The organism is Allorhizobium sp. GW101-3B10, from assembly GCF_059424725.1.
Map to the genome: position 1 here is coordinate 3,165,145 of NZ_JBWKZR010000001.1, position 21,748 is coordinate 3,186,892.

The window sequence follows — 21,748 nt, forward strand, 5'->3', positions numbered from 1 at the left end:
GTGCTTCGAATAGGCGACGAGTATCACTCGCGAAGCTTGCTGGAGGCTGTCGTGGCGACAGTCATGTCGACCAGATCGTAGATGGCGTTGTCGTCCGCCTCGCGATCCTCGTGCACGCGGGCATCCTTCATGTTCTCTTCGAGCCGGTCACCCTTGGCACGTTCGCGCAGCATCTTGATCTCCTGGCCGTGCTGGAGGCTGGCGAGCTGCTTGTCGGCGTTGGACAGCCGGTCGAACCGGTCGGCATAATTCTGGGCGAACAGGCGATGGACCGGCTCCAGCGAGCCGATCGCCTCCATCACGGAAACCATCGAGGCGGCATTCTCCTCGCGGCGCTTGGCCGTGACGGCAAGCTCGCTCTCGGCCATGCGCTCCATATGGCGCTGCACGTTAACGAGCCGCTTCAGCTTTTCGGACTTCTTCGTCGGCCCCATGGGCGCTCCTTAGGCAACGGGTTCGCTCACGCCTCAGCCGAGGAAGATCCTGGGGAAGTTGTCGGCGAACTGCCGGACGATCGCGGCGATGGAAAAATACACGAGAAACAGGCCGCCCATCAGAAGGTAGGGCGTCGAGATGAAGTAGATCGGGATCTGCGGCGCGAGCTTGTTGATCAGACCGATCGAGAAGTTGAACATCAGGCCGAAAATGATGAACGGGCTGGCCAGACGCAGCATCAGCAGGAAGGTGGCGCCGAGCGTGTCGGTCAGCGTGATCAGCATCTTCTGCATGTCGGGAAAGCCGCCGAGCGGCATCAGCCCGTAGGAATCGATCAACGCCCGCAGCACGACGTGGTGAAAGTCCAGCATGAACAGCAGCAGCAGGCCGCCGAAGCTGATCATGTTGGTCAGCTGGTTTTCCGGGGTGTCCTCGACGACGTCGGGCGCGCCCGGAGAGTTGAAGCCGATCGACATGGAAATCGCCGAGCCGGCGAACTGCAGGCCGATGACATAGAGCCGCGGGATCATGCCGTACATGGTGCCGATCAGCGTCTCGCCGACGACCAGGTGGATATAGGCGTAGTCGCTGCCCGACACCTTGGGGTAGATCGTATCCCACAGCACCGGCAGGATGGCCATGGAAATGGCGGCCGCCATCAGCAGCCGCACCATGACGGGAATACGCGCCGAGGAGAAACCCGGAAGCACCATGAAGCAGGCGCCGATCCGGCAGAAGGCCACGAACATGGCCAGAACTGTCCCCTCGGGGTCGGTGATCATGAAATGGAACCCAGGATCTTTATCTCGATGCCCTTGGCCAGTTCGACATGCGACAGGACCGGCAGGGTAGCGAACAGCCGCTCGATGATCATGCGGACATAGGAGCGCGTTTCCGGCGAGGTGACAAGCACGAAAGGCAGGCCACGGTCCATGAATTCACGGATAACCTTGCTGGCCTGCTCGGAAAACTCCTCGAGGCTGCGGGGATCGATGTCGAACTCGACGATTTCACCCTTGGCATCGCGTTTCAGCGCCTGGTGGAAGACGAGATCCCACTTCGAGCCGAGGCGCAGGACGCGCAGCACGCCGTTGTCGGTCAAGTCGCCGCACAGCTGCTGCGACATGCGTACTCGCACATGCTCGACGATCTGCTCGGTCTTGCGCACGTGCGGCGCCAGCTCCGCCACCGCTTCGAGGATCAGATGCAGGTTGCGGATCGAGACGCGTTCGGCGAGCAGAAGCTTGAGAACCGCCTGCAGGCCGGAATAGGACATGTGCGACGAGCAGATCTCGTCGGCGAGCTTCTTGTATTCCGGATCGAGCCGATCGATCAGGATCTTCACGTCCTTGTAGGAAAGGAGCTGCGGCAGGTTGTTGCGGATGACCTCGCTCACATGGGTGAGCACGACCGAGACGTTGTCGATCGGGTGGAAGCCCTCGCGCTTCAGGTCCTCGGCGAAGGTCTCGAGGACCGAGACCGCCGGCATGCCGAAGGCGGGTTCGCGGATCTCGTCGCCCGGAACCTTGGGCTTGCGGCCGGAGCCGGTGACCACCAGGACTTCGCCGACGCGCAACTGGTTGGAGGCGACCGTCGTGCCGTGGATGCGGATCTGGTAGGATTTCTCCTGGATGGCGATGTCGTCGGTGACCTTGATCTCGGGCACCACGAAGCCGTACTGGCTGGCGAACTTCTTGCGCATCTTGCCGACGCGGAAAGCGAGTTCCTGGTGGGCGCCGAGCAGCCGGGTCGAGACCAGCTTGCCGAGCGCCAGTTCGATCTCGGCCGTCTTCAGAACGGACTTGACCGAATCCTTCTCGGCTTCCTTGGTCTGGATGACCTTCTTTTCCTCCTGCTCGCGCTTGACCTTGTTCTCCGCCTCGATCTGGCGCGGGATGAACCAGCTGCCGAAGGCCATGATGCCGCCGAGCGCCAGGAAGGGCACCATCGGCAGGCCGGGAACGATGGACAGCAGGACCATCAGCGATGCCGCGACGGACAGCGCGCGCGGATAGCCGCTCAGCTGGTTGACGACGGCCTGGTCGGTGGAGCCCGGATTGCCGCCGCGCGAGACCAGAAGGCCGGCGGCGAGCGAAACGATGAGGGCCGGGATCTGCGAGACGATGCCGTCGCCGACCGACAGCTTGACGAAGACGTCGGCCGCTTCGCCGATTTCCATGCCGTGGCGGAAATAGCCGATGATGATGCCGCCGAAGATGTTGATCGCTGTGATGATCAGGCCGGCGATCGCATCGCCGCGCACGAACTTCGAGGCACCGTCCATGGCGCCGAAGAAGGAGCTTTCCTGCTCGAGTTCGCGGCGGCGGAACTGCGCTTCCTTGTCGTCGATCATGCCCGCCGACAGGTCGGCGTCGATCGACATCTGTTTGCCGGGGATGGCATCGAGGGTGAAGCGGGCGCCGACTTCCGCGATGCGGGTCGCGCCCTTGGTGATGACGATGAAGTTCACCGTGACCAGGATCAGGAAGACGATCAGACCGATGACGAAGTCGCCGGACATGACGAGGCTGGAGAAGCCGGCGATCACGCCGCCCGCCGCATTGTGTCCCTCGTGGCCGTGCGAAAGGATGACGCGCGTCGTGGCGATGTTGAGCGCCAGGCGGATCATCGTCGAGATCAGCAGGATGGTCGGGAAGGACGAGAAATCGAGCGGGCGCTGGATCCACAGGGAGACCATCAGGATCAGCACGGAGAAGGCAATCGAGAATGCCAGACCCATGTCGATGAGGAACGGCGGAATGGGCAGGAACAGGATGCACAGGATGCCGACGATGCCCATGGCAAAGCCGATGTCGCGGCCGTTCGGGCTGACCTTCGGTATGATGATTGCTGTTGGTTGCGCCATTTATCGTTCCGTCTCTTCATGAGAGGTCGGCCGACGCCAAAGGGCATTCGGCCATGTTCAACGAAGCGATAGCGGGCGAAGCTTGCGCGAGGGTGGCAGTGTCACCCGTGCCGCGGCCGGCGACAGACGGTCAGAACCCGGTCTGCACGCGGGAAAACACCAGATTGGCGAAGAGCGATATCTGCCCGCCGACGAAGGGGGCGCTGATGCCGATGGTCACCAGGATGGCGACGATCTTCGGCACGAAGGTCAGGGTCATTTCCTGAACCTGGGTGAGCGCCTGGATGAGCGCGATGGTGACGCCGACGATCATCGCGGCGAGCACGGCCGGACCGGACGCGACGAGCACGGTCCAGACGGCTGCCTGCATGATATCTAGAGCGTCTGCTTCATTCATGGATTTCAATCCCTGCGCTATGCCGGGGGAATCACTCCCCCATGCGCATCAGGCATCCGTATCAGTATCGGTATCCGGGGTCGATGGCACGCCGACGCGAACGCCAACGACGATCGGGATCTCGTCGCCTTCCGTGGTCGTGGCGACCATGGTGTCGTTGTAGACGCGCACCGACTCGATCACGCCCGAGAGCTTTTCGTCGGCGCTGGTGATCGTCTGGCCGATATAGTTCGACGCATTGGTCAGCGCGTTGCCGGTAATCAGCGTCTCGAGATTGGCATTGGTCTGGATCGTCTGCTCGACCTGGGAGAAGGTGGCCAGCTGGGCGATCTGCTCGCTGGCATCCATCGGATCCGTCGGATCCTGGTTCTGCATCTGGGCGATCAGCAGCTTCAGGAAAGAATCATAATCCAGCGAAGCGGCGGCCGACGCGCTCGATGCGGACGAGTTGTTGGTCGTCGTCGTCGTCGTGTTGGTGGCCGAGGTAACGCCGTCTACCGCCATGGTGCAATCTCCTTGCGAATCTGTTCAACGGTGGCCGGCGTCATTTCCTGGCTGTTGAGGATCTGGTCCTCGATCGGGTACAGCCCGCGGATCGCCTTCAGCGCGTCGAAGGCGCGGCCGGACGAAACCATGCCATCGACCCGTTTCAGTTCGGCGAGGATTTCCTCGTTCTCGAAGCAGGTGAGCAGCATGATGATCGACTTGCGGAACATCGCCATCGACTGTTCGCGCCCTTCGGGGTTGATCAGCATCATCTGGGCGATGAAGTAGAGCTGGCGGAGCGGCGTGGTCGCCTGTTCAGGCTGCAGGACGTGGTTTTCCAGCAGGAACGTGACGTCGTTGAGGAATTCCAGCGCAACCTTGCGGTCGACGCGCAGAACCGCTCCGTTGATGAAAATCCGTTCGCCCGACTTGAGCGAGATGCGCAAAGTGCTCTTCATTTCAGTCCATCCCTGATGATGGTTGTCACGTCGATGATGCCCTGGAAGTTGGTGGACTGGCGCTTCCGAATCCGGTCGCATTCCTTCAAGATCCAGATGGCGATTGAGATCAGGTTGGCGCGCAGTTCGGCGTCCAGCTGATTTTCCGGCTGTTTCAGATCCTCGATGAGGCGAATCCAGACCCGGCGGGTGTAAAAGAGCGCTTCGATCGCTTCACGGGTATAGCCCTGCTCGTCACGGGCCAGCGTGAGAAGCTCGATGGAGCGCGTCAGAGCCTGCCGTTCACGATCCTTGGCGTCCGCGACGCCATCTTCCATGATTTCGGCATATGAAAATTGGTACATTCATCTGTCCTTCATTTCCATTCATTCCCTTTGGTCATCAAAGGTAGTTGACGAGGCTCAGAGCCTGAATCTTCGACGTCAGCGTGTAGGATGCCTCGACCAGAGACAGGAGATTGTTCACCCGGGTCGAGGCCTCATAGGCATCGACCTCGATCTTGCTGGAGAGCGTCGTTTCGATGATGTCGATCTGCACCTGGAGCGATTCGTTGGCCTTCTCGATCCGGTTTTCCGACAGGCCGAGCATGGTGCGCGCGCTGTTGATGCCGGTGGTCGCGATGCCGGTATATTCGATCGCCTTCTTGGTCACCACGGCGCGGCTGTCGTCGGAAAGGTCGAGGGCCAGCAGTTCCTTGGCCACCACCGCGGCCAGCGCGAAGTAGCGCATGCCCTTGCTGTTGACCGAGGCGGATGTTTCGACCGTCTCCGTCTGGCTGATCCGGCTGGTCATCACCTCGTCGGTCGCGCTCGACCAGTCGGTGGTCCAGTCGGCGCCGGAATACATCGGCTCGACGACGTTGGTGATGAAGTCTTCCATGCTCGGTGCGGCGCCGGAGGCGGCGATGGTCGCCGTCTGCGGATCCGACTGCGGGAAGCCGAAATAGGACAGGAACTCGGCATCGAATGCCAGCTTGGCGGCCGAGGTATCCGAATACTCCTCAAGCGGCTCCACGTCGGTATTGATGCCCGAGAACAGATACTCACCACCCAGCGAGGTGTTGGCCATGCTGGTGAAGGTATCCAGCGCGCTGTCGATCGCCTGGATCGCCGTTTCCAGATTGCTGGTGTTGGCGGTTCCGGAGAGCGCGATCAGCGCCTCGTTCATGTCGTCGCCGGCCTGGGCCATCTGGTCGAGTGCCTCCTGGGAGGCCTCAAGGCGCTGCGTGGCGATCGCATTGGTATTCTTGATCGACTGCAGGCGCAGGCTGTCGCGGGTCAGGTCGACCACCGCCGAGGTGGCGCCGCCGATCTCGGCCCCGATGTCGGCATAGATGCCGGTCGTGACTTCCTGCTGCGCCTTGATCAGTTCGTTCTGGGCCTCACGGATGGTCAGGCGCATCGAAGTCTGGATCGAGAGATTGGAGATGTTTGCTGTCGACATATCTTAGCCCGCCATGTCCAGGACCGCCTGGAGCATCGCATCGATCGTCGATACGAGCTTGGCCGATGCCTTGTAGGACTGCTCGACATCGAGCAGCAGCGAGAGCTCCTCGTCGAGGTTCACCCCGGTTTCCGACGAATAGGTCTGGAAGGAGCGCTCATAGAGCGCGACCTTGTTGTCCGAGGCCGTCGTGGCGTTGGAGCGCAGATCCTCCAGCCAGCCGATCGAGCCGCTGGCGAAGGTCATGATGCTCATCGACGTCTTCAGGTCGGCCGTGGCGTCGAATGCCCGGTCGGCGTCAAGCGCGTCGGTATAGCCCATCAGCAGCGTGGTGTAGCCAGAATTGTTGCCGGTGTTCCACTTGTAGGTCGCGCCGTTGATGCCACCGTCCCGCAGAAGCATGGGATCGCCGCCCGAAGAGGCGATGACTGCCGACGAGACCGTGATGCTGCCGGCCAGGCCCGGCTCGACCGTGCCGGAGGTGAGCATCGTGCCGCCGGACCAGGTGAAGAGGCCCGGCATGTCGGCGGCGACGCCAAGCGGATCCGTTTCCGCGAAGGCTTCGATCAGGCCGCGCGCAACCTCGTCGAGCTGCGTCTGGAAGGTGGGAGCGATCTCGTCGCGCAGCTGCAGCAGCGCGCTCAGCGAGCCCTCGGCGTCCGTATTGCCGCCGTCGCCGGCGCCGATGGCCACGCCGTCGACATAGATCTGATTGCCGGTGACGGTCGCGTCATAGGCGAGCGTGCGGGTGAAGGTGACAGACCGCGGCACGGTTTCGAACAGGGTGGTGCCATCGGAGGTGTAGATCACCATGTCGCCGTTGGCACGGGTGCTGGCATCGATGCCGACGATTTCCGAAATGTCCTTGAGCAGCGTGTCCCGGCTATCGAGCGCATCGCTCGGATCCGCGCCGACCGCGTTTGCTTTGACCACGGCGTCGTTGACGACCTGGAATTCGCCGAGAAGCCGGTTCAGTTCCTTGACCTGGTTGAAGATTTCCGCATCCGCATCGGTGCGGAGCTTCTGGACGGTGGTGGCCGCCGCGTTCAGCGAATTGGCCACGTCCTGGGCATCGGTGACCACGGTGGCGGCCAGCGTATACTCGCCCGGAGAGGCGGCGAAAGCTTCCAGGCTGTTCTGGAGTTCCGCGAGATAGGTCGAGGGGGAAAGCTCGTAGTCATTCCCCCCCAGAGCGTTGGAGAGCGTCGTCAAACCGTTCAGAAGGGTATCCTGGGCGCTGGAGGCCGAGGTTGCTCCGGTCAGCTGACGAAGCAGGGCCATCTGTTGGGCCCGCTCGGTATTGACCGTAGAGGCACCATAGATGGTGTTGGTTACGACAGGCGCACGCCGCACATAGTTTGCATTTCCGTCATTGGCAATATTCGTGGAGATGACGGAGGTCTGTTCCCCCGTATTCCTGAAAATGGCTTGAGCCGTATTAAGTGCAGAAGTAAGCGACATGTGGCTGCCTTAACCTTCCGGTTATCTCTTCAGGTTGACCAGGACTTCCATCAATTCGGAGCCGGTCTGGAATACCTTGGAGTTCGCGGTGTAATTCCGCTGGGATTCGATCATCGCGGTCAGTTCTTCCGCCACGTCGACATTGGAGTCTTCAAGGGCGCCCGAAATGATCGAGCCGAAGCCGCTGGTGCCGGCATAGCCCATGACGACGACGCCGGACGAGTTGCTCTGGGTGTAGAGGTTGCCGGCAACCGGGTTCAGGTTGTCCGGGCTCTGTACGCTGGCCAGCGCCACGCGGAAGCGCGGGGTCAGGTCGCCGTTGTCGTAGACGACCGAGACCACGCCGGCGTCGTCGATTTCGTAGCCGACCACTTCGGAGGCCGCGTTGCCGTTGATCTCGCCTTCTTCGACCGAGAATTCGGCGGCCAGCTGGCTCGACGTGCTGATGTCGAGGGTCATGACTTCCATGTCGGCGCCGTTGACCGTGAAGGCGGTCGTCGTCAGCGACGTGGGCGAAACGATCTGGCCATCGGCGTCGAAGGTGAGCGCCGTCGGCGCGACCACTGCAGTCACCGGGGGGCCGGCATAATTGGCAGCGACCGACCAGGCGTTGACGCCGGTTTTCGTGTAGGTGAATTCGATCAGACGGCTGTTGCCCTGGCTGTCATAGGCGACGAGCGAGGTCGACTTGGTGTCGCCGACGGCAGCGCCGGACGGCAGGTTGACGTTGAGCGCACCTGCCGTCGAAGCCGTGGCCGAGATCGAAGCCGAAGAGAGATTGATCGGTTCGAGGCCGTCGAAGCCGTTGACGACGATGGTCGGGTCGACGGTCGAGGAATATTCGTAACCCATCAGGGTGAAGCCGGCCGAATTCTTCAGGCTGCCGTCGTCCTGGATGACGAAGGAACCGGCGCGCGTCAGATATTCGACGCCGTCCGAGCCTTCGACGACGAAGAAGCCGTCACCTTTGACCGCAAGGTCCGTCGAGGACGTCGTGTAGCTGAACGTGCTCTGGCTCGAAATCGAGTAACGCACATCCGTCTCGACGCCACCCGAATTGTAGGCGCCGGACGTCGTCGGCAGGATCATCGAGGAGAACTGCACAGAGGCCTTCTTGTAGCCGACCGTGCTGGAGTTGGCGATGTTTTCAGCAACTGTGCCGAGACGATTTGCCTGGGCATTCATACCGGACACACCGGTCCGCATCGTTCCGTAAAGGCTCATTGAAAATCCTCGTTTCCGTAGTCATTGCAGAGAATAGGAGGTGGGCCTTGCGTGAAGCTGTCTGGAGATGGCGGGCCTTTTCGAATTCACTCGCAAGGCCCGCACCACGCGGCCGGGTGCTGAAAAATCAGCTCCAATCGATGCAGTAGCCGAGGAAGCGCTTGGAATCGACCGGGTCGAAACCGAGCTTCTTGCGCAGCTTCTTGCGCAGCTTGGAGATATGGCTTTCGACCACGTTCTCCTCGACCTCTTCGTCGAAGATGCCGTAGATCGCATTGAATATCTGGGTCTTGGAAACGCGACGACCGCGGTTGACGACCAAATACTCGAGAATGCGCCGCTCGCGCCGCGGAAGAGGGAAAACCTCGCCCGCGATTTCCGGATCGCGTCCGTCGGAGAAGACCCGGATCGGACCGATCTCGGTGAAGTTCGCGACCGCCTTCAACCGGCGGCGAATTGCCGCCGCCCGCGCCAGGATCTCCCTCGGATGAACCGGTTTCCTGACGACATCGTCGACGCCACAGTCGAACAATGCCAGCGTCGCCTCGAGCGACGGCTGGTCGCTGACCGCGATCACCGGTGCCTGTGTCCTGTCACGAATTGCACGCGGCAACTCATGCGTGCAATCCCCCTGCCCGAGCAGAAAGGCCTCGACGGCAGCGATGTCAGAATCTGCCGCCGTATTGACCCATTCGCCGAACTCGACCGGATCAAATCCAGTCGATGGAATGCCCTCACGCCCAAATAAGGATGTGTACCCGTCTTTCACGAGCTCTCGCTCGTCTACCACTACGATCATTCGTCCGCCTCCGAATCAGTGTGGTGCCTCGATGCACTATCGGTACGAATCGGGCGAATCACGGACAACTAGATGATGTTAGTGGTAGGTATTAACAATTGATTAAGATTTGGCTGCCGATTTGAACTATATCTAGTATGTCAATCGACAGACTGGCACTATTTTTCAGCGGAAAAGTTAACGCATGGTTAACGGACGGTTTGCATGGCCCAATTCCGTCCACATTGTCGACACAATGACAAATCAGCACATTGAGGCTTGTCTACCCCCAAATATGGCTATTCACCGCAAAATTTCCGGGCGTTCGATGTCCACTTTCCGTAGCCCGTCGCGACCAGATTGGCGATCACCCGACACACATATCGCTTCTGTGCAGGGTCGTTATTCGGCCCTGCATGGTAGCGGGCCACAGCCATCGTCCAGGTCTCATGACGATCGCGTAGGTTGCTGAGAAAGCGAGCCGCGTATTCGACATTGGCCCGCGGATTGAACATGGCCTGCACGGAGGAAAAGTGCTCCCCGTGGAAGTGCTGGTTGATCTGCATGCAACCGATGTCGATCAGTTTGGCCCCCTGCCTGCGCGCAGTGACGAAGGCATGCAAGGCATCGGCCTCAGTGTCGAAGAACATCGGCTTTCCCTCGACGTTCATCGCAAAGGGTTGAAGCGATCCCTTCCGCCCCGTTTCCGTCAGCCCGACGGAGTAGAGGATGCCTTCCGGGATCGAATATTTCGCCGCCGCCGCCTGGATCTCGCGCTCGCAGGCTCCGGTGGATGCGGCCGCGTCAGATGTAGACGTGACCAGGACGAGAAGCACCAGCCCCGCCAGAGGCCGTCTGTATCGTGCTCGTGTCATCTGCCGTCTTCCCCATGCCGATGCCGCTCTCGGCAGGCATCGGCGCCGTACGGCGCTCTCCGCTGCTGCCGTTGCCGCCCTGGGCTCCACCCTGCGCCTGCTGGCCCGTCGGCTGCCCCTGCGCACCGCTCTGGCCGGCGTCGGCGCGATCCGCCGCCGCGACATTCACGCTGATCTGAATCTGGTCGACTGCGAAGCCGTGCGCCCTCAGGGCCTTCAGCATGTCGTTCTGGTCGCCGCTCAGCTGCTTGTAGGCCGCATGCGTTTCGACCGTAATCTGCACCGAGAGCTCTTCGCCGCTCAGCCGAAGCGTCGCGGTGACATTGCCGAGCTCGATCGGGCTCATCTGCAGCTTCAGGGTATTGACGACCTTGCCGGAGCTCGACTGGCTGGCGGCGTTGGCCAGCTCGGAACCCGGCAACATGGCGGTCGCCCATTCGCCGTCGCCCATCATCGCCGCGGTCAGTCCCGCCGCATTGGTGGATGCCGGAGCGATATAGCGGCGCGCATCGAGGACCGCGACCGTCTGGCCGCTGTCCTTCGGTGAGCCGATGTCATACTTGACCGTCTCGCCGTCCGACGGACCGACCCGCATGGAGAGCGCCTGGCCCTTGCCGTCGGTGCGCAGGAAGCGGAAGGAACGGTCCGCCTCGGCGGTGTCCGTCTCGGCGGTCTCGACCGCAGGAAGATCGCCGGCATCGGCAGTGCCCGAGGCACGCACGTCGCCGGAGGATGCGGTGACCGCGGCCAGATCGTCGCCCGCCGTTCGGCCGGTCGTCGTGTGATCGGCGCGCGACGGCGCCTGCCCGGCCTGCGGAGCTGGCCCGCTAGAGGCCGTGGCATTGCTGAGCAGTGTCAGAACATCGCCGAGATCCGGTGCAGTACCGTCAGGTGCAGCTTCGGCTTCGGCCTCGCCCTCGGTCACGGCGTCGGCGTCGGCGGCCGGCTTGTCCGTCTGCTCGGCCTTGTCGCCTTTCGCCACCTGCACATGCTTGACGACCGCGGCCACCTGGCCCGCGTCCAACGTCTCGCCTGACGTCGCTTTGCCGGTGACTGCCGATTGCCCGGCAACGGGCTTTGCCACCTTGCGACCGGGAAGCGTTCCGTTTTCCGGTACGTCGTCGGCTGCAACCTCGGCGGCAGCATCGGCTGCCGGCGCTTCGCCGGCAGTGTTCGTCGCGGTGGGACGGGAAAGGGCGGCCCGGGATACATCGATCAGCGGCCGGGCCGGCTTTGTGGCTTTCGGCTCCGAGACCTGGGTTTCCGCGCCGTTGGCTGCGTCCGCATCGGGGACCTGGCCGGTCGTTGCTTCATCGCGATCCTGGCGGCTGCGGCGGCTGTGGCCGGCGTTCGACAGCGCGTCGTGGAATCCGTTACCCGCCTTCGCGTCGCTGCGCTGCGACGCAGCGCTCCCCGCGAGCGAAGCGTCCATGCTCGGGATTTTCGGGGCGATAGCCGGATCGATCATCAGTCTGTGCCTTCTTGTTTCAAGAGGTCGTCGATTGCATCCAGCTTGGAGCGGCCGGTATCGACGAAGGTGCGGAACTCCGGGTCCTGATCCCTGCTACCCGCTGCATCCGCCGCGACCGTCTTCGGCGAAGCGCTTTGCATATCCGGAGCGGGCGCCGTCGGATCCTGCTGTTCGTCCGAAGCGGGCGCTTCGGGGCTGGATACGTCGGCGACGGATGCGTCGTTCTGAATGGCTACAGTCGGCTCGGGAGCTTGTGCCTGGCTGTTCGCCTCGGGCTTGCGCACGACCTCCTCGGCGATCGCCGCGGCGGCATCGCGCAGGGCGCGGTCCGAGGGCGAGAGAATCTCGTCAGGAATGGCCGCAATGGCCGCGATCGCGGCGCTGACCTCGTTGGTCGGAATACCGGCGAGCCCGCCGTAGAGTTTCGCGAGAGCATCGGCCCCCTCGCCCGTACCCGACAGCAGCTTGGCCTTTTCTGCCGCCTGGCGCGCCAGTTCGTTGCGCCCCTTTATCGCCGCCTGCCGGGCGATGCGCAGATAGACCTCATGCTGGCGGTCGGCATCCATGTAGACAAGCGTTCCCTCGATCGCCGCCTGATCGAAGGCTTCGCTGTGCTCGACCACCAGCTGGACGAACAGATCGGCAAACTGGCTGGCATAGGGCGAATGCAGAAAGCGGCGCGCATAGCGGTTGGCATAGGCGCCGGCCTTGTCGACCATGCCTTCCTCGACCGCGATGGCCAAGGAGCGCCGCAGCGCCGCCTCCTCGACGATCGTGCCCGGTGCGGTCAGCCGCGCCCAGTCATAGAACTTCAGCGCCTGCACCGGATCGCGCGGGATCATGACATTTCCGGCGATGAGCGCCAGATAGGGCGCGATCTTGGTATCCCGGTATTCGGTGACCATGTCGCCGAGGGACTTGGCGATCAGCGTGCCCTTGCCGGACAGGTATTTGCGGAGCGAATCCGTCACGCGGCTGTCGAAATTGCCGTCGATGTCGCGTGCAACGAGGAATTCCAGGGTCGCCGGATTGCCGCCGCTCATCGCGTAGATCAGGGTCGCATCGACGTTGCGCGGTTCTTCGAAGATGGCGCTGTCGGCTTCTCGCAGCCGCTGGTCGATCGTCTCCAGCATGAAGCGCTGCATTTCCGCCGCCGAATGGTCGCCCAGCACAACCGAATCCTGCACGAATTGCAGCGAGCGCAGCAGCTTGTACGGCTCGACTCCGTTCATGTCCTCGGCCCGCGCCGCACCTGTCCAGGCCAGGCCGAGCAGCGACAGGGCAGGAACGAGCAGGTGCAGTCTCATGCGCCCCATGCCCCTACCCCTGATCTGCTTGTATCAGGATCTCGATGCGGCGATTGGCGTCGGCGAACGGATCATCCGGCACCTGGAGCCGGCGGTCGGCAAAGCCGGAAACCTGCTCCACGCGGCCTTCCGGCAGCCCGCCACGCACAAGCATGTAGTAGGCGCTGTGCGCACGCGCCATCGACAGGCGCCAGTTGTCGTTTTCCGTCCCCTTGAACTGCCGGCCGTCGGTATGGCCGCGAATGACGATCGGGCCATCGCGCTTTTGCAGCAGCTTGCCGATGCGTTCCATTGCCACGACCAGATCCTTGCGCGGCACGGCCGAACCGACATTGAACATCGGGGCATCGGACTGGTCGGAAATCGTGACAAGGATACCGCCCTCGGCAGGAGCGACGATCAGGCCTTCGGCCAGCTTGCCCGCCACGCCGCCGATCTCCTTCTCGATCTCGGCCTTGAGGGTGTCTGCGGCTTTCTCCTTGGCCTTGAACGCCTCCTCCGCCGTGTTCGCCGAAGCGGCGTCCCCGGTTTCGTTCATCGTCTTGTCGGTCTTGCCGTCTTCCGGCTGCCCAGTCTTGCCTGCCTGCGCCGGTTCGGCCAGGGGATCGGCCGGCTGTTCCGGCTTTTCGCCCGGCACGACCAAGGCAACCTGCTGCTCGGCATCGTCCGGCTTCAGATTCTCGACCGTCGCCGGCGGCGTGTCCTGCTTGCCGGGCTTGCCCTGGGCGGTCTGCACCTGCTGCGTCCAGAAATCCGGATCGAACGGGTCGCGATAGGCCTCGCCGCCCTCGGCGCCGGTCGAGGGGCCGGAATCGGCGGCGCCGCCCTCGCCCTTGGCGCTGACATTGGCCTGCTGGCCCACTTCCTGGGCGATCTCGGCCAGGACGGAATAGGGATTCTCGAAGAAGTCGGCTTCGGAATAGTTGGTCTGGTCGCCCGAGGTCGCGGTCTGGTCTTCCCCGGTCGCGGCCGACGCACCGACGGTCTGCTGCTGTTCCTCGATCTGGGAACGTTCCTGCTTCTGCTCGCCTTCGGCCTGGTCGACGGGCTTCTTCAGGCCCTTTTCGGTCGGCTTCTCGTCGGAGAGCTTGATCGGGTTGAAATAGCTGGCGACCGAGGCCTTGGTCTCCTCGTTGGCCGCATTGACGAGCCACATCACCAGGAAGAACGCCATCATCGCCGTCATGAAGTCGGCATAGGCGATCTTCCAGGCACCCCCATGGGCGCCATCATGATCGCTGCCGCTGTGGCGCTTGATGATGACGATCTCGTTCTTTCCGTGATGATGATTTTCGCTGTCGCTCATCCCAGCACTTTCTTCAGGCTAGCCGCGAAGGCCGAAATCCGGGTCACGAGCACGGTGCCGTCGAGCTCGGCCGAAAGATCCAGATCGTCAGCCTCGACATGGCGCAGGACGCCGGTCGCCTCGGGCATGCGGGCGAGCAGCAGGTCGAAGAGCGCGCGCGGCCCCTTCAGCGTGATCGTTCCCGCTTCACCTTCGGCGATCGCGGTCTTCAACAGGTCGGCAAGGTCGGTCACCGCCTTCGCCGCGACCTCCTGCGAGAGGAACGGGGCCAGCGCATCGGCTGCGCGCTCGCTGACGGCAAGGGCGATATCCGCGGCCACCCGGTCGAGACCATCGGCAAGGCGCCTGGCGGTTTCGCCCATCAGCCGCGCCTCGAGCGCCGCCATCGCCTCGTCATGGGCCGCCTTGAGCGCGGCAAGTTCGGCGGCATGCTTGTCGCCAAGCTCGGCCGATGCGGTTTCATAACCCTCGGCATAGGCCGCGCGGCGCTCGGCCTCGACATCGATCGGCTCCGCGTCCGGCAGGTTGCCGAAATCGCTGTCGAAGGAGACGTCATCCACGGCCGAGAAATCCCCGCCGATCGCGCTCGAGGGCGCGCTCGCGGGAGCGGAAAAATCCTTGAGGTAATGGGCAAGCGGCATGCTCATCGACGACGATCTCCCGTGACGAGAACTGCCGACATCCGGTCGCGGCGATATGAGAATATCCTGAAATTCATAAATACATTCGGAACGCGCATAGTCATCATGCCATCCAGTGCCGGCGTCAGTCTTCGAGGTTGAACCACGTTGCGCCTGGCGAAAGCGCCATTTGCCTCATCCGAGACTAGGAGCCCAAACTTGTGCGAGGATGAAGGTGTTGGACCGCGCCAGGGCAGTTGCGCGGTCCAACGGTTCCACCTTATGCCGATGACCGGCGGCACGGTAGAAACGGAAAAGGTCAACTCCGGTCCGTTGCAGAAGATTACTTGAACAGTGTGAGGATGTTTTCCGCGTTGGTATTGGCGATCGACAGCGCCTGGATACCGAGCTGCTGCTGGGTCTGGAGCGCCTTGAGCCTGGTCGATTCCTCGTTCATGTCGGCATCGACCAGACGACCGACGCCCTTGTCGATCACGTCCATCAGCGTGGAGACGAATTCGTCCTGCATCTCGATACGGCTGGTGATCGCGCCGAGGGTGGATGCCGAGTCCGTCAGACGCTGCAGCATGACATCGACCGCGCTGATCATGCCGTCGAGATCGTCATCACTCATCGACGTGGTCAGGATGATTTCCGTGCCGGTGGCACCCGTCGTCGCAGCGGCATCGATCAGGAAGTAGGTGGCGATCGTGGTCGTGGAGCCGGCGGGCTGGGTGATCTGGAACCCCTTGGTCAGAACGCCGTTATTGGCGTCCTTGGTGTCGATCAGCACCGACTCGGAGGTGTCGAAGGCGAGCGTCGTGACCGAGACCGCACCATCGGAAGCGCGGTTGAACGAGGCGACGATTTCCTTCGTGCCCGGAGCGGCGGTGGATTCGTTGTACAGCCAGTTCTCGCCGGAGAAGGATGCCGATTCGGCGATGGCGGCGAGCTGGTTCTTGAGCTCGGAGAGCTCCTTGTTGATCTTGCTCTTGTCGACACCCGGTTCGCGGGCGGCCACGAGCTTGGACTTGATCTCGGTCACCACTTCGACGGCGGACTCGAGACCCGTGTAGGCGGTGTCGGTCTTCGCGGCGCCGAGGCCGAGGGCGTCCTGTACGGTGGAGAGAGCGGAATTGTCGGAACGCATGGTGGTCGCGATCGACCAATAGGCGGCGTTGTCGGCAGCCGTGGCGACACGGTAGCCCGAAGAAACCCGCGCCTGCGTTTCCTGCATGTTGGAATCGATGCTGCGGAGGGTTTGCAGAGCCGCCATTGCGGCGGTGTTGGTCATGATGCTGGTCATCTGGTGCCCCAAATTGAGTACGGGACATGCCGGATTGGTCAAAATCTACCGGCGACGACGGACTGCTTCATGCACATCGGTCAACTGTTTGCCCTGGTGACCGACCCGACGCTCATTAACGAGTTCTTAATGATATTAGAGTTAACAAAAGGTTAACGCAATATGGATTTGTTAAGCTGTATGAACAATTCGTCAAGACAGAAGGGCTAGATTTCGCACTGCCCGCCCGGCAGGGACAAAAACGGAAAAGCCGCGGTCGTGAGACCGCGGCTTTTTGCCTGCGTCGAAGATGGAGGGCCGGGTTCCCGGCCCTGCCGGATCTTACTTGAACAGCGAGAGGATGTTTTCCGAGTTGGAGTTGGCGATCGACAGCGCCTGGATGCCGAGCTGCTGCTGCGTCTGCAGAGCCTTGAGGCGGGTCGATTCCTCGTTCATGTCGGCATCGACCAGACGGCCGACACCGGTGTCGATCACGTCGCGAAGGTCGGCGACGAAGTCGGTCTGCATTTCCAGGCGGCTGTTGGTGGCGCCGAGCGTTGCCGCAGCGTCAGTCATGTCAGCGAGCATGGCGTCGACGGCCGAGATCATGCCCTCGACTTCGTCGTCGGTGGTGGCCGAGGACAGTGAGACGACCGAACCGGACGTACCGGTGCCGCCGGCGTCGATCAGGAAGTAGGTCGCGGTGGTGGCCGTGCCCGAGCCGTTGTCGACGGCGACCGAGTAGTCCTTGGTCAGCAGGCCGCGGGTTGCGGTGTTGGTGTCGATCAGGACCGAGGTGGCGGCGTCGAAGGACAGAAGCTCGACCGAGACGGTGCCGTCGGCGGCGCGAACGAACGAGCCGACCATTTCCTTGGTGCCGACTGCGGTCGTCGATTCGTTGTAGAGCCAGTTTTCGCCCGAGAACGATGCCGATTCGGAGATCGAGGACAGCTGCGACTTGAGCTCGGTCAGTTCCTTGTTGATCTTGTCCTTGTCGACGCCCGGTTCGCGAGCCGCAACCAGCTTGGCCTTGATTTCGGTGACGACTTCGATGGCGGCTTCCATGCCGGTGTAAGCCGTGTCGGTCTTGGCAGCGCCGAGGCCGAGAGCATCTTCAACAGCCGAGAGAGCCTTGTTGTCCGAACGCATGGTGGTGGCGATCGACCAGTAGGCAGCGTTGTCCGAAGCCGATTCGACGCGGTAGCCGGAGGAGACGCGGTTCTGGGTTTCGTTCAGGCCAGCGTTGATCGAACGCAGGGTGTCGAGTGCTGCAATTGCAGCGGTGTTCGTCATCAAGCTTGTCATTTAATATAGCCCCTTTTCGGCAGGAAAATCACTAGGAGGCATACCGGGTTTGCGACCGGCAACGGAATTCAGCGTCATGCAAGCCCGTGTCCATCAAGTCGTCGGTCGGGCAACCGTTTCAATGGTCACAGAAAACACTATTAAGGTTAATGAATGCTAAACGGCGGAGAAAACACGTTAATTAGGTGCGGGAAACGGAAAACGCCGCGGTCTGGAAGACCGCGGCGCCGGATTTGCAACTGGAGGAGAAGGCCTGAACCCGCTCCCGATCTCACGCTTAACGGAACAGCGAGAGGATGTTTTCCGAGTTGGAGTTGGCGATCGACAGAGACTGGATGCCGAGCTGCTGCTGCGTCTGCAGAGCCTTGAGGCGGGTCGATTCCTCGTTCATGTCGGCATCGACCAGACGGCCGACACCGGTGTCGATCACGTCGCGAAGGTCGGCGACGAAGTCGGTCTGCATTTCCAGGCGGCTGTTGGTGGCGCCGAGCGTTGCAGCAGCGTCAGTCATGTCGGTCAGCATGGCGTCGACAGCCGAGATCATGCCTTCGATCTGGTCGTCGGTGGTAGCCGAGGACAGCGAGACGACCGAACCGGACGTGCCGGTGCCGCCGGCGTCGACGAGGAAGTAGGTCATCGTCGTGCCGGAAGCGGTGCCGTCGTCGACGGCGACCGAGTAGTCCTTGGTCAGCAGGCCGCGGGTTGCGGTGTTGGTGTCGATCAGGACCGAGCTGGCGGCGTCGAAGGACAGAAGCTCGACCGAGACGGTGCCGTCGGCGGCGCGAACGAACGAGCCGACCATTTCCTTGGTGCCGACTGCGGTCGTCGATTCGTTGTAGAGCCAGTTTTCGCCCGAGAACGATGCCGATTCGGAGATCGAAGTCAGCTGCGACTTGAGTTCGGTCAGTTCCTTGTTGATCTTTTCCTTGTCAACGCCCGGTTCGCGAGCGGCAACCAGCTTGGCCTTGATTTCGGTGACGACTTCGATGGCGGCTTCCATGCCGGTGTAAGCCGTGTCGGTCTTGGCAGCGCCGAGGCCGAGAGCATCTTCAACAGCCGAGAGAGCCTTGTTGTCCGAACGCATGGTGGTGGCGATCGACCAGTAGGCAGCGTTGTCGGAAGCCGATTCGACGCGGTAACCGGAGGAGACGCGGTTCTGGGTTTCGTTCAGGCCTGCGTTGATCGAACGCAGGGTGTCGAGCGCTGCAATTGCAGCGGTGTTCGTCATGATACTCGTCATAGATACTGCCCCTTGTGAACAGGATATGGGAAAGGGACATTCCGGGTCTAACTACCGGCAACGACAGTCTGCGTCATGCAATTAACCTTTGTTTACAGTTGGTTAATCCGTCGTTTTAATGATCCTATTGAACCCGATTAAGGTTAATAGGTTCTGAAGTGCCCGACGGAATTTGAAAATATCTGTTCAACTGCCCCAAAAGGCATCGGGCCGCGCACCTCGCGGTGCACGGCCCGATCTGTCTGCGGGTGGAGAAAAGCCTTGGTTTGCCGCGCCTTACTTGAACAGCGAGAGCACGTTTTCGGAGTTGGTGTTGGCGATCGACAGCGCCTGGATACCGAGCTGCTGTTGCGTCTGCAGAGCCTTGAGGCGGGTCGATTCCTCGTTCATGTCGGCATCGACCAGGCGGCCGACGCCGGTGTCGATCACGTCCATCAGGTCGGCGACGAAGTCGGCCTGCATCTCGACGCGCATGTTGATCGCACCAAGGGTGGCGGCCGCATCGGTAATATCCATCAGCATGGCTTCGACTGCACTGATCATACCTTCCACCTCGTCATCCGTGGTTGCGCTCGAGAGCTCGACGACAGAACCGGACGTGCCGGTACCCCCGGCATTGACCAGATAGTAGGTCATGGTCGTGCCGGAGGCCGTGCCGTCGTCGACCGCGACCGAGTAGTCCTTGGTCAGCAGGCCGCGGGTCGCATCGACGGTGTCGATGAGAACCGAGTCGGCCGTGTCGAAGGTGAGCGTCGAAACCGAAACGGTACCATCGGAGGAGCGGACGAAGGAGCCGGACATTTCCTTGGTGCCGACGGCGCCGGCGGTCGCGTTGTAGAGCCAGTTCTCGCCGGAGAACGATGCCGATTCGGAGATCGAGGACAGTTGCGCCTTGAGTTCGGAGAGCTCCTTGTTGATCTTGTCCTTGTCGACACCGGGTTCGCGGGCTGCCACGAGCTTGGCCTTGATTTCCGTGACGACGTCGACGGTCGCCTCGAGACCGGTATAGGCGGTGTCGGTCTTTGCCGCGCCAAAACCCAGAGCGTCTTCCACGGCGGCCAACGCCATGTTGTCGGAGCGCATCGTGGTGGCGATCGACCAATAGGCGGCGTTGTCGGAAGCGGTTTCGACCTTGTAGCCGGAGGAAACGCGTTTCTGGGTTTCCGCCAGGCCGGCGCTGATCGAGCGCAGGGTGTCGAGTGCCGCAATTGCTGCGGTGTTGGTCATCAGGCTGGTCATTGAATGCCCCTTGGGTTCCAGGATGGAGGGACATGCCGGTTAGTGCTTCCGGCCACGGTGGGGCGACTTCATGCCAATTAATTCGTGTCTGAGTTGGAAATTAATCCACCGTTAGTGACTGCAATTGACCGCACCAGAGTTAACAAAACCTAAATGCGGCGCATGATTTTTATCAATCCGTTAACAAAGGTATCCCGCCGTTAACGAAAAGAAGGGGCCGCGCCATGGCTGGCGCGGCCCCTCTTGATCCCAGCCGGCCCAAGAGGGCCGGTGTCGATGCTCCGATTAACGGAACAGCGAGAGGATGTTTTCCGAGTTGGAGTTGGCGATCGACAGCGCCTGGATGCCGAGCTGCTGCTGCGTCTGCAGAGCCTTGAGGCGGGTCGATTCCTCGTTCATGTCGGCATCGACCAGACGGCCGACACCGGTGTCGATCACGTCCATCAGGTCGGCGACGAATTCGTCCTGCATTTCCAGGCGGCTGTTGGTGGCGCCGAGCGTTGCAGCAACGTCGGTCATGTCCGACAGCATGGCGTCGACAGCCGAGATCATGCCTTCGATCTGGTCGTCGGTGGTAGCCGAGGACAGTGAGACGACCGAACCGGACGTGCCGGTGCCGCCAGCGTCGACGAGGAAGTAGGTCATCGTCGTGCCGGAAGCGGTGCCGTCGTCGACGGCGACCGAGTAGTCCTTGGTCAGCAGGCCGCGGGTTGCGGTGTTGGTGTCGATCAGGACGGAATCAGCGGCGTTGAAGGAGAGGGTCTGCAGCGAGACGGAACCGTCAGCGCCACGGACGAACGAGCCGACCATTTCCTTGGTGCCGACTGCGGTCGTCGATTCGTTGTAGAGCCAGTTTTCGCCCGAGAACGATGCCGATTCGGAGATCGAGGACAGCTGCGACTTGAGCTCGGTCAGTTCCTTGTTGATCTTGTCCTTGTCAACGCCCGGTTCGCGAGCGGCAACCAGCTTGGCCTTGATTTCGGTGACGACTTCGATGGCGGCTTCCATACCGGTGTAGGCCGTGTCGGTCTTGGCAGCGCCGAGGCCGAGGGCGTCGGAGACAGCCGAGAGAGCCTTGTTGTCCGAACGCATGGTGGTGGCGATCGACCAGTAGGCAGCGTTGTCGGAAGCCGATTCGACGCGGTAACCGGAAGAAATACGGTTCTGGGTCTCGTTCAGGCCCTTGTTGATCGAGCGGAGCGTGTCGAGCGCTGCGGTAGCAGCGTTGTTGGTCATGATGCTAGTCATTGGTGTGTCCCCTTGGAAACAAAATACGAGAGAGGGACATGCCGGGTTCTAGATCCGGCAGAGGGGGTCGACGTCATGTCAATTAATTGGTCTGTGAATTAATCCGCCTCTGACCCCTAGAAGACAGCACGGACTTTAACGTCGCCTGAAGCCAACTGGTTAAAAAATCGTTTTCAGCCGCATTTCCGTGAAAAAAATGCGAACTATTTTCAATCTATTGAAATATATGGGTTTTATCTGAATTATCGAAGGATTTGCCGAGCGGAATGGTTAATTCCGCCATCCCGAAACGGGACGGGCCATG

Annotated in this window: 21 protein-coding genes; all 21 read right to left on the bottom strand. The window is 61.7% G+C overall.

Features of this window, described 5'->3' with window-relative positions; genetic code table 11:
- Window positions 1–23: 23 nt before the first annotated feature.
- Window positions 24–434, bottom strand: a complete 411-nt coding sequence (locus AC07Y0_RS15745; protein ID WP_498678681.1) for a hypothetical protein — start codon at window positions 432–434, stop codon at window positions 24–26.
- Window positions 435–467: 33 nt separating this feature from the next.
- The gene (gene fliR, locus AC07Y0_RS15750) at window positions 468–1,217 is read right to left on the bottom strand and encodes a flagellar biosynthetic protein FliR (protein ID WP_498678682.1); all 750 of its coding nucleotides are present in this window, start codon (window positions 1,215–1,217) and stop codon (window positions 468–470) included.
- The gene (gene flhA, locus AC07Y0_RS15755; RefSeq protein WP_498678683.1) at window positions 1,214–3,301 is read right to left on the bottom strand and encodes a flagellar biosynthesis protein FlhA; all 2,088 of its coding nucleotides are present in this window, start codon (window positions 3,299–3,301) and stop codon (window positions 1,214–1,216) included. The genes fliR and flhA overlap by 4 nt, the downstream gene beginning before the upstream one ends.
- 130 nt (window positions 3,302–3,431) lie before the next feature.
- Window positions 3,432–3,698 (bottom strand): flagellar biosynthesis protein FliQ, encoded by a 267-nt coding sequence (gene fliQ / locus AC07Y0_RS15760; protein WP_028739033.1) that lies wholly within the window; start codon window positions 3,696–3,698, stop codon window positions 3,432–3,434.
- A 48-nt stretch (window positions 3,699–3,746) separates the two neighbouring features.
- Window positions 3,747–4,202: a flagellar hook assembly protein FlgD gene (gene flgD, locus AC07Y0_RS15765; RefSeq protein ID WP_498678684.1), complete on the bottom strand. Its 456-nt coding sequence runs from the start codon at window positions 4,200–4,202 to the stop codon at window positions 3,747–3,749.
- A complete protein-coding gene (flbT, locus tag AC07Y0_RS15770) occupies window positions 4,193–4,642 on the bottom strand; it encodes a flagellar biosynthesis repressor FlbT (RefSeq protein ID WP_498678685.1) in 450 nt (149 codons plus the stop codon). The genes flgD and flbT overlap by 10 nt, the downstream gene beginning before the upstream one ends.
- A complete protein-coding gene (flaF, locus tag AC07Y0_RS15775) occupies window positions 4,639–4,986 on the bottom strand; it encodes a flagellar biosynthesis regulator FlaF (protein ID WP_028739030.1) in 348 nt (115 codons plus the stop codon). Before flaF ends, flbT begins: the two co-directional genes overlap by 4 nt.
- 37 nt (window positions 4,987–5,023) lie before the next feature.
- Entirely contained in the window at window positions 5,024–6,085 is a 1,062-nt protein-coding gene (locus AC07Y0_RS15780) for a flagellar hook-associated family protein (RefSeq protein ID WP_498678686.1), read from the bottom strand.
- A gap of 3 nt (window positions 6,086–6,088) precedes the next feature.
- A complete protein-coding gene (gene flgK, locus AC07Y0_RS15785) occupies window positions 6,089–7,546 on the bottom strand; it encodes a flagellar hook-associated protein FlgK (RefSeq protein WP_498678687.1) in 1,458 nt (485 codons plus the stop codon).
- Window positions 7,547–7,567: 21 nt separating this feature from the next.
- Window positions 7,568–8,770, bottom strand: coding sequence for a flagellar hook protein FlgE (locus tag AC07Y0_RS15790; protein ID WP_498678688.1), 1,203 nt, complete (start codon window positions 8,768–8,770; stop codon window positions 7,568–7,570).
- A 127-nt stretch (window positions 8,771–8,897) separates the two neighbouring features.
- Window positions 8,898–9,569: a transcriptional activator Rem gene (gene rem, locus AC07Y0_RS15795; RefSeq protein ID WP_498678689.1), complete on the bottom strand. Its 672-nt coding sequence runs from the start codon at window positions 9,567–9,569 to the stop codon at window positions 8,898–8,900.
- Between the two features lie 278 nt (window positions 9,570–9,847).
- Window positions 9,848–10,423 carry a transglycosylase SLT domain-containing protein gene (locus tag AC07Y0_RS15800; RefSeq protein ID WP_498678690.1) on the bottom strand — a complete coding sequence of 192 codons (576 nt, stop codon included), beginning with the start codon at window positions 10,421–10,423 and terminating at the stop codon, window positions 9,848–9,850.
- Window positions 10,353–11,891: a flagellar hook-length control protein FliK gene (gene fliK, locus AC07Y0_RS15805; RefSeq protein ID WP_498678691.1), complete on the bottom strand. Its 1,539-nt coding sequence runs from the start codon at window positions 11,889–11,891 to the stop codon at window positions 10,353–10,355. The genes AC07Y0_RS15800 and fliK overlap by 71 nt, the downstream gene beginning before the upstream one ends.
- Window positions 11,891–13,210, bottom strand: a complete 1,320-nt coding sequence (gene motC / locus AC07Y0_RS15810; RefSeq protein WP_498678692.1) for a chemotaxis protein MotC — start codon at window positions 13,208–13,210, stop codon at window positions 11,891–11,893. Before motC ends, fliK begins: the two co-directional genes overlap by 1 nt.
- A gap of 4 nt (window positions 13,211–13,214) precedes the next feature.
- Complete coding sequence (locus AC07Y0_RS15815) at window positions 13,215–14,507, bottom strand: MotB family protein (RefSeq protein ID WP_498678693.1); 1,293 nt, start codon at window positions 14,505–14,507, stop codon at window positions 13,215–13,217.
- Window positions 14,504–15,154, bottom strand: coding sequence for a GTPase (locus tag AC07Y0_RS15820; protein ID WP_498678694.1), 651 nt, complete (start codon window positions 15,152–15,154; stop codon window positions 14,504–14,506). The genes AC07Y0_RS15815 and AC07Y0_RS15820 overlap by 4 nt, the downstream gene beginning before the upstream one ends.
- Window positions 15,155–15,470: 316 nt before the next feature.
- Window positions 15,471–16,433, bottom strand: a complete 963-nt coding sequence (locus AC07Y0_RS15825; protein WP_498678695.1) for a flagellin N-terminal helical domain-containing protein — start codon at window positions 16,431–16,433, stop codon at window positions 15,471–15,473.
- Window positions 16,434–16,754: 321 nt separating this feature from the next.
- Window positions 16,755–17,717: a flagellin N-terminal helical domain-containing protein gene (locus AC07Y0_RS15830; protein WP_498678696.1), complete on the bottom strand. Its 963-nt coding sequence runs from the start codon at window positions 17,715–17,717 to the stop codon at window positions 16,755–16,757.
- A gap of 277 nt (window positions 17,718–17,994) precedes the next feature.
- A complete protein-coding gene (locus tag AC07Y0_RS15835; RefSeq protein ID WP_498678697.1) occupies window positions 17,995–18,957 on the bottom strand; it encodes a flagellin N-terminal helical domain-containing protein in 963 nt (320 codons plus the stop codon).
- 276 nt (window positions 18,958–19,233) lie between these two features.
- A complete protein-coding gene (locus AC07Y0_RS15840) occupies window positions 19,234–20,196 on the bottom strand; it encodes a flagellin N-terminal helical domain-containing protein (protein WP_498678698.1) in 963 nt (320 codons plus the stop codon).
- A 285-nt stretch (window positions 20,197–20,481) separates the two neighbouring features.
- Window positions 20,482–21,444 (bottom strand): flagellin N-terminal helical domain-containing protein, encoded by a 963-nt coding sequence (locus AC07Y0_RS15845; protein WP_498678699.1) that lies wholly within the window; start codon window positions 21,442–21,444, stop codon window positions 20,482–20,484.
- Window positions 21,445–21,748 lie beyond the last annotated feature (304 nt).

Coding starts and splice junctions, on each gene's coding strand:
- AC07Y0_RS15745 (WP_498678681.1), bottom strand. CDS start 434: ATGGGGCCGACGAAGAAGTCCGAAAAGCTGAAGCGGCTCGTTAACGTG.
- fliR (WP_498678682.1), bottom strand. CDS start 1,217: ATGATCACCGACCCCGAGGGGACAGTTCTGGCCATGTTCGTGGCCTTC.
- flhA (WP_498678683.1), bottom strand. CDS start 3,301: ATGGCGCAACCAACAGCAATCATCATACCGAAGGTCAGCCCGAACGGC.
- fliQ (WP_028739033.1), bottom strand. CDS start 3,698: ATGAATGAAGCAGACGCTCTAGATATCATGCAGGCAGCCGTCTGGACC.
- flgD (WP_498678684.1), bottom strand. CDS start 4,202: ATGGCGGTAGACGGCGTTACCTCGGCCACCAACACGACGACGACGACG.
- flbT (WP_498678685.1), bottom strand. CDS start 4,642: ATGAAGAGCACTTTGCGCATCTCGCTCAAGTCGGGCGAACGGATTTTC.
- flaF (WP_028739030.1), bottom strand. CDS start 4,986: ATGTACCAATTTTCATATGCCGAAATCATGGAAGATGGCGTCGCGGAC.
- AC07Y0_RS15780 (WP_498678686.1), bottom strand. CDS start 6,085: ATGTCGACAGCAAACATCTCCAATCTCTCGATCCAGACTTCGATGCGC.
- flgK (WP_498678687.1), bottom strand. CDS start 7,546: ATGTCGCTTACTTCTGCACTTAATACGGCTCAAGCCATTTTCAGGAAT.
- AC07Y0_RS15790 (WP_498678688.1), bottom strand. CDS start 8,770: ATGAGCCTTTACGGAACGATGCGGACCGGTGTGTCCGGTATGAATGCC.
- rem (WP_498678689.1), bottom strand. CDS start 9,569: ATGATCGTAGTGGTAGACGAGCGAGAGCTCGTGAAAGACGGGTACACA.
- AC07Y0_RS15800 (WP_498678690.1), bottom strand. CDS start 10,423: ATGACACGAGCACGATACAGACGGCCTCTGGCGGGGCTGGTGCTTCTC.
- fliK (WP_498678691.1), bottom strand. CDS start 11,891: ATGATCGATCCGGCTATCGCCCCGAAAATCCCGAGCATGGACGCTTCG.
- motC (WP_498678692.1), bottom strand. CDS start 13,210: ATGGGGCGCATGAGACTGCACCTGCTCGTTCCTGCCCTGTCGCTGCTC.
- AC07Y0_RS15815 (WP_498678693.1), bottom strand. CDS start 14,507: ATGAGCGACAGCGAAAATCATCATCACGGAAAGAACGAGATCGTCATC.
- AC07Y0_RS15820 (WP_498678694.1), bottom strand. CDS start 15,154: ATGAGCATGCCGCTTGCCCATTACCTCAAGGATTTTTCCGCTCCCGCG.
- AC07Y0_RS15825 (WP_498678695.1), bottom strand. CDS start 16,433: ATGACCAGCATCATGACCAACACCGCCGCAATGGCGGCTCTGCAAACC.
- AC07Y0_RS15830 (WP_498678696.1), bottom strand. CDS start 17,717: ATGACAAGCTTGATGACGAACACCGCTGCAATTGCAGCACTCGACACC.
- AC07Y0_RS15835 (WP_498678697.1), bottom strand. CDS start 18,957: ATGACGAGTATCATGACGAACACCGCTGCAATTGCAGCGCTCGACACC.
- AC07Y0_RS15840 (WP_498678698.1), bottom strand. CDS start 20,196: ATGACCAGCCTGATGACCAACACCGCAGCAATTGCGGCACTCGACACC.
- AC07Y0_RS15845 (WP_498678699.1), bottom strand. CDS start 21,444: ATGACTAGCATCATGACCAACAACGCTGCTACCGCAGCGCTCGACACG.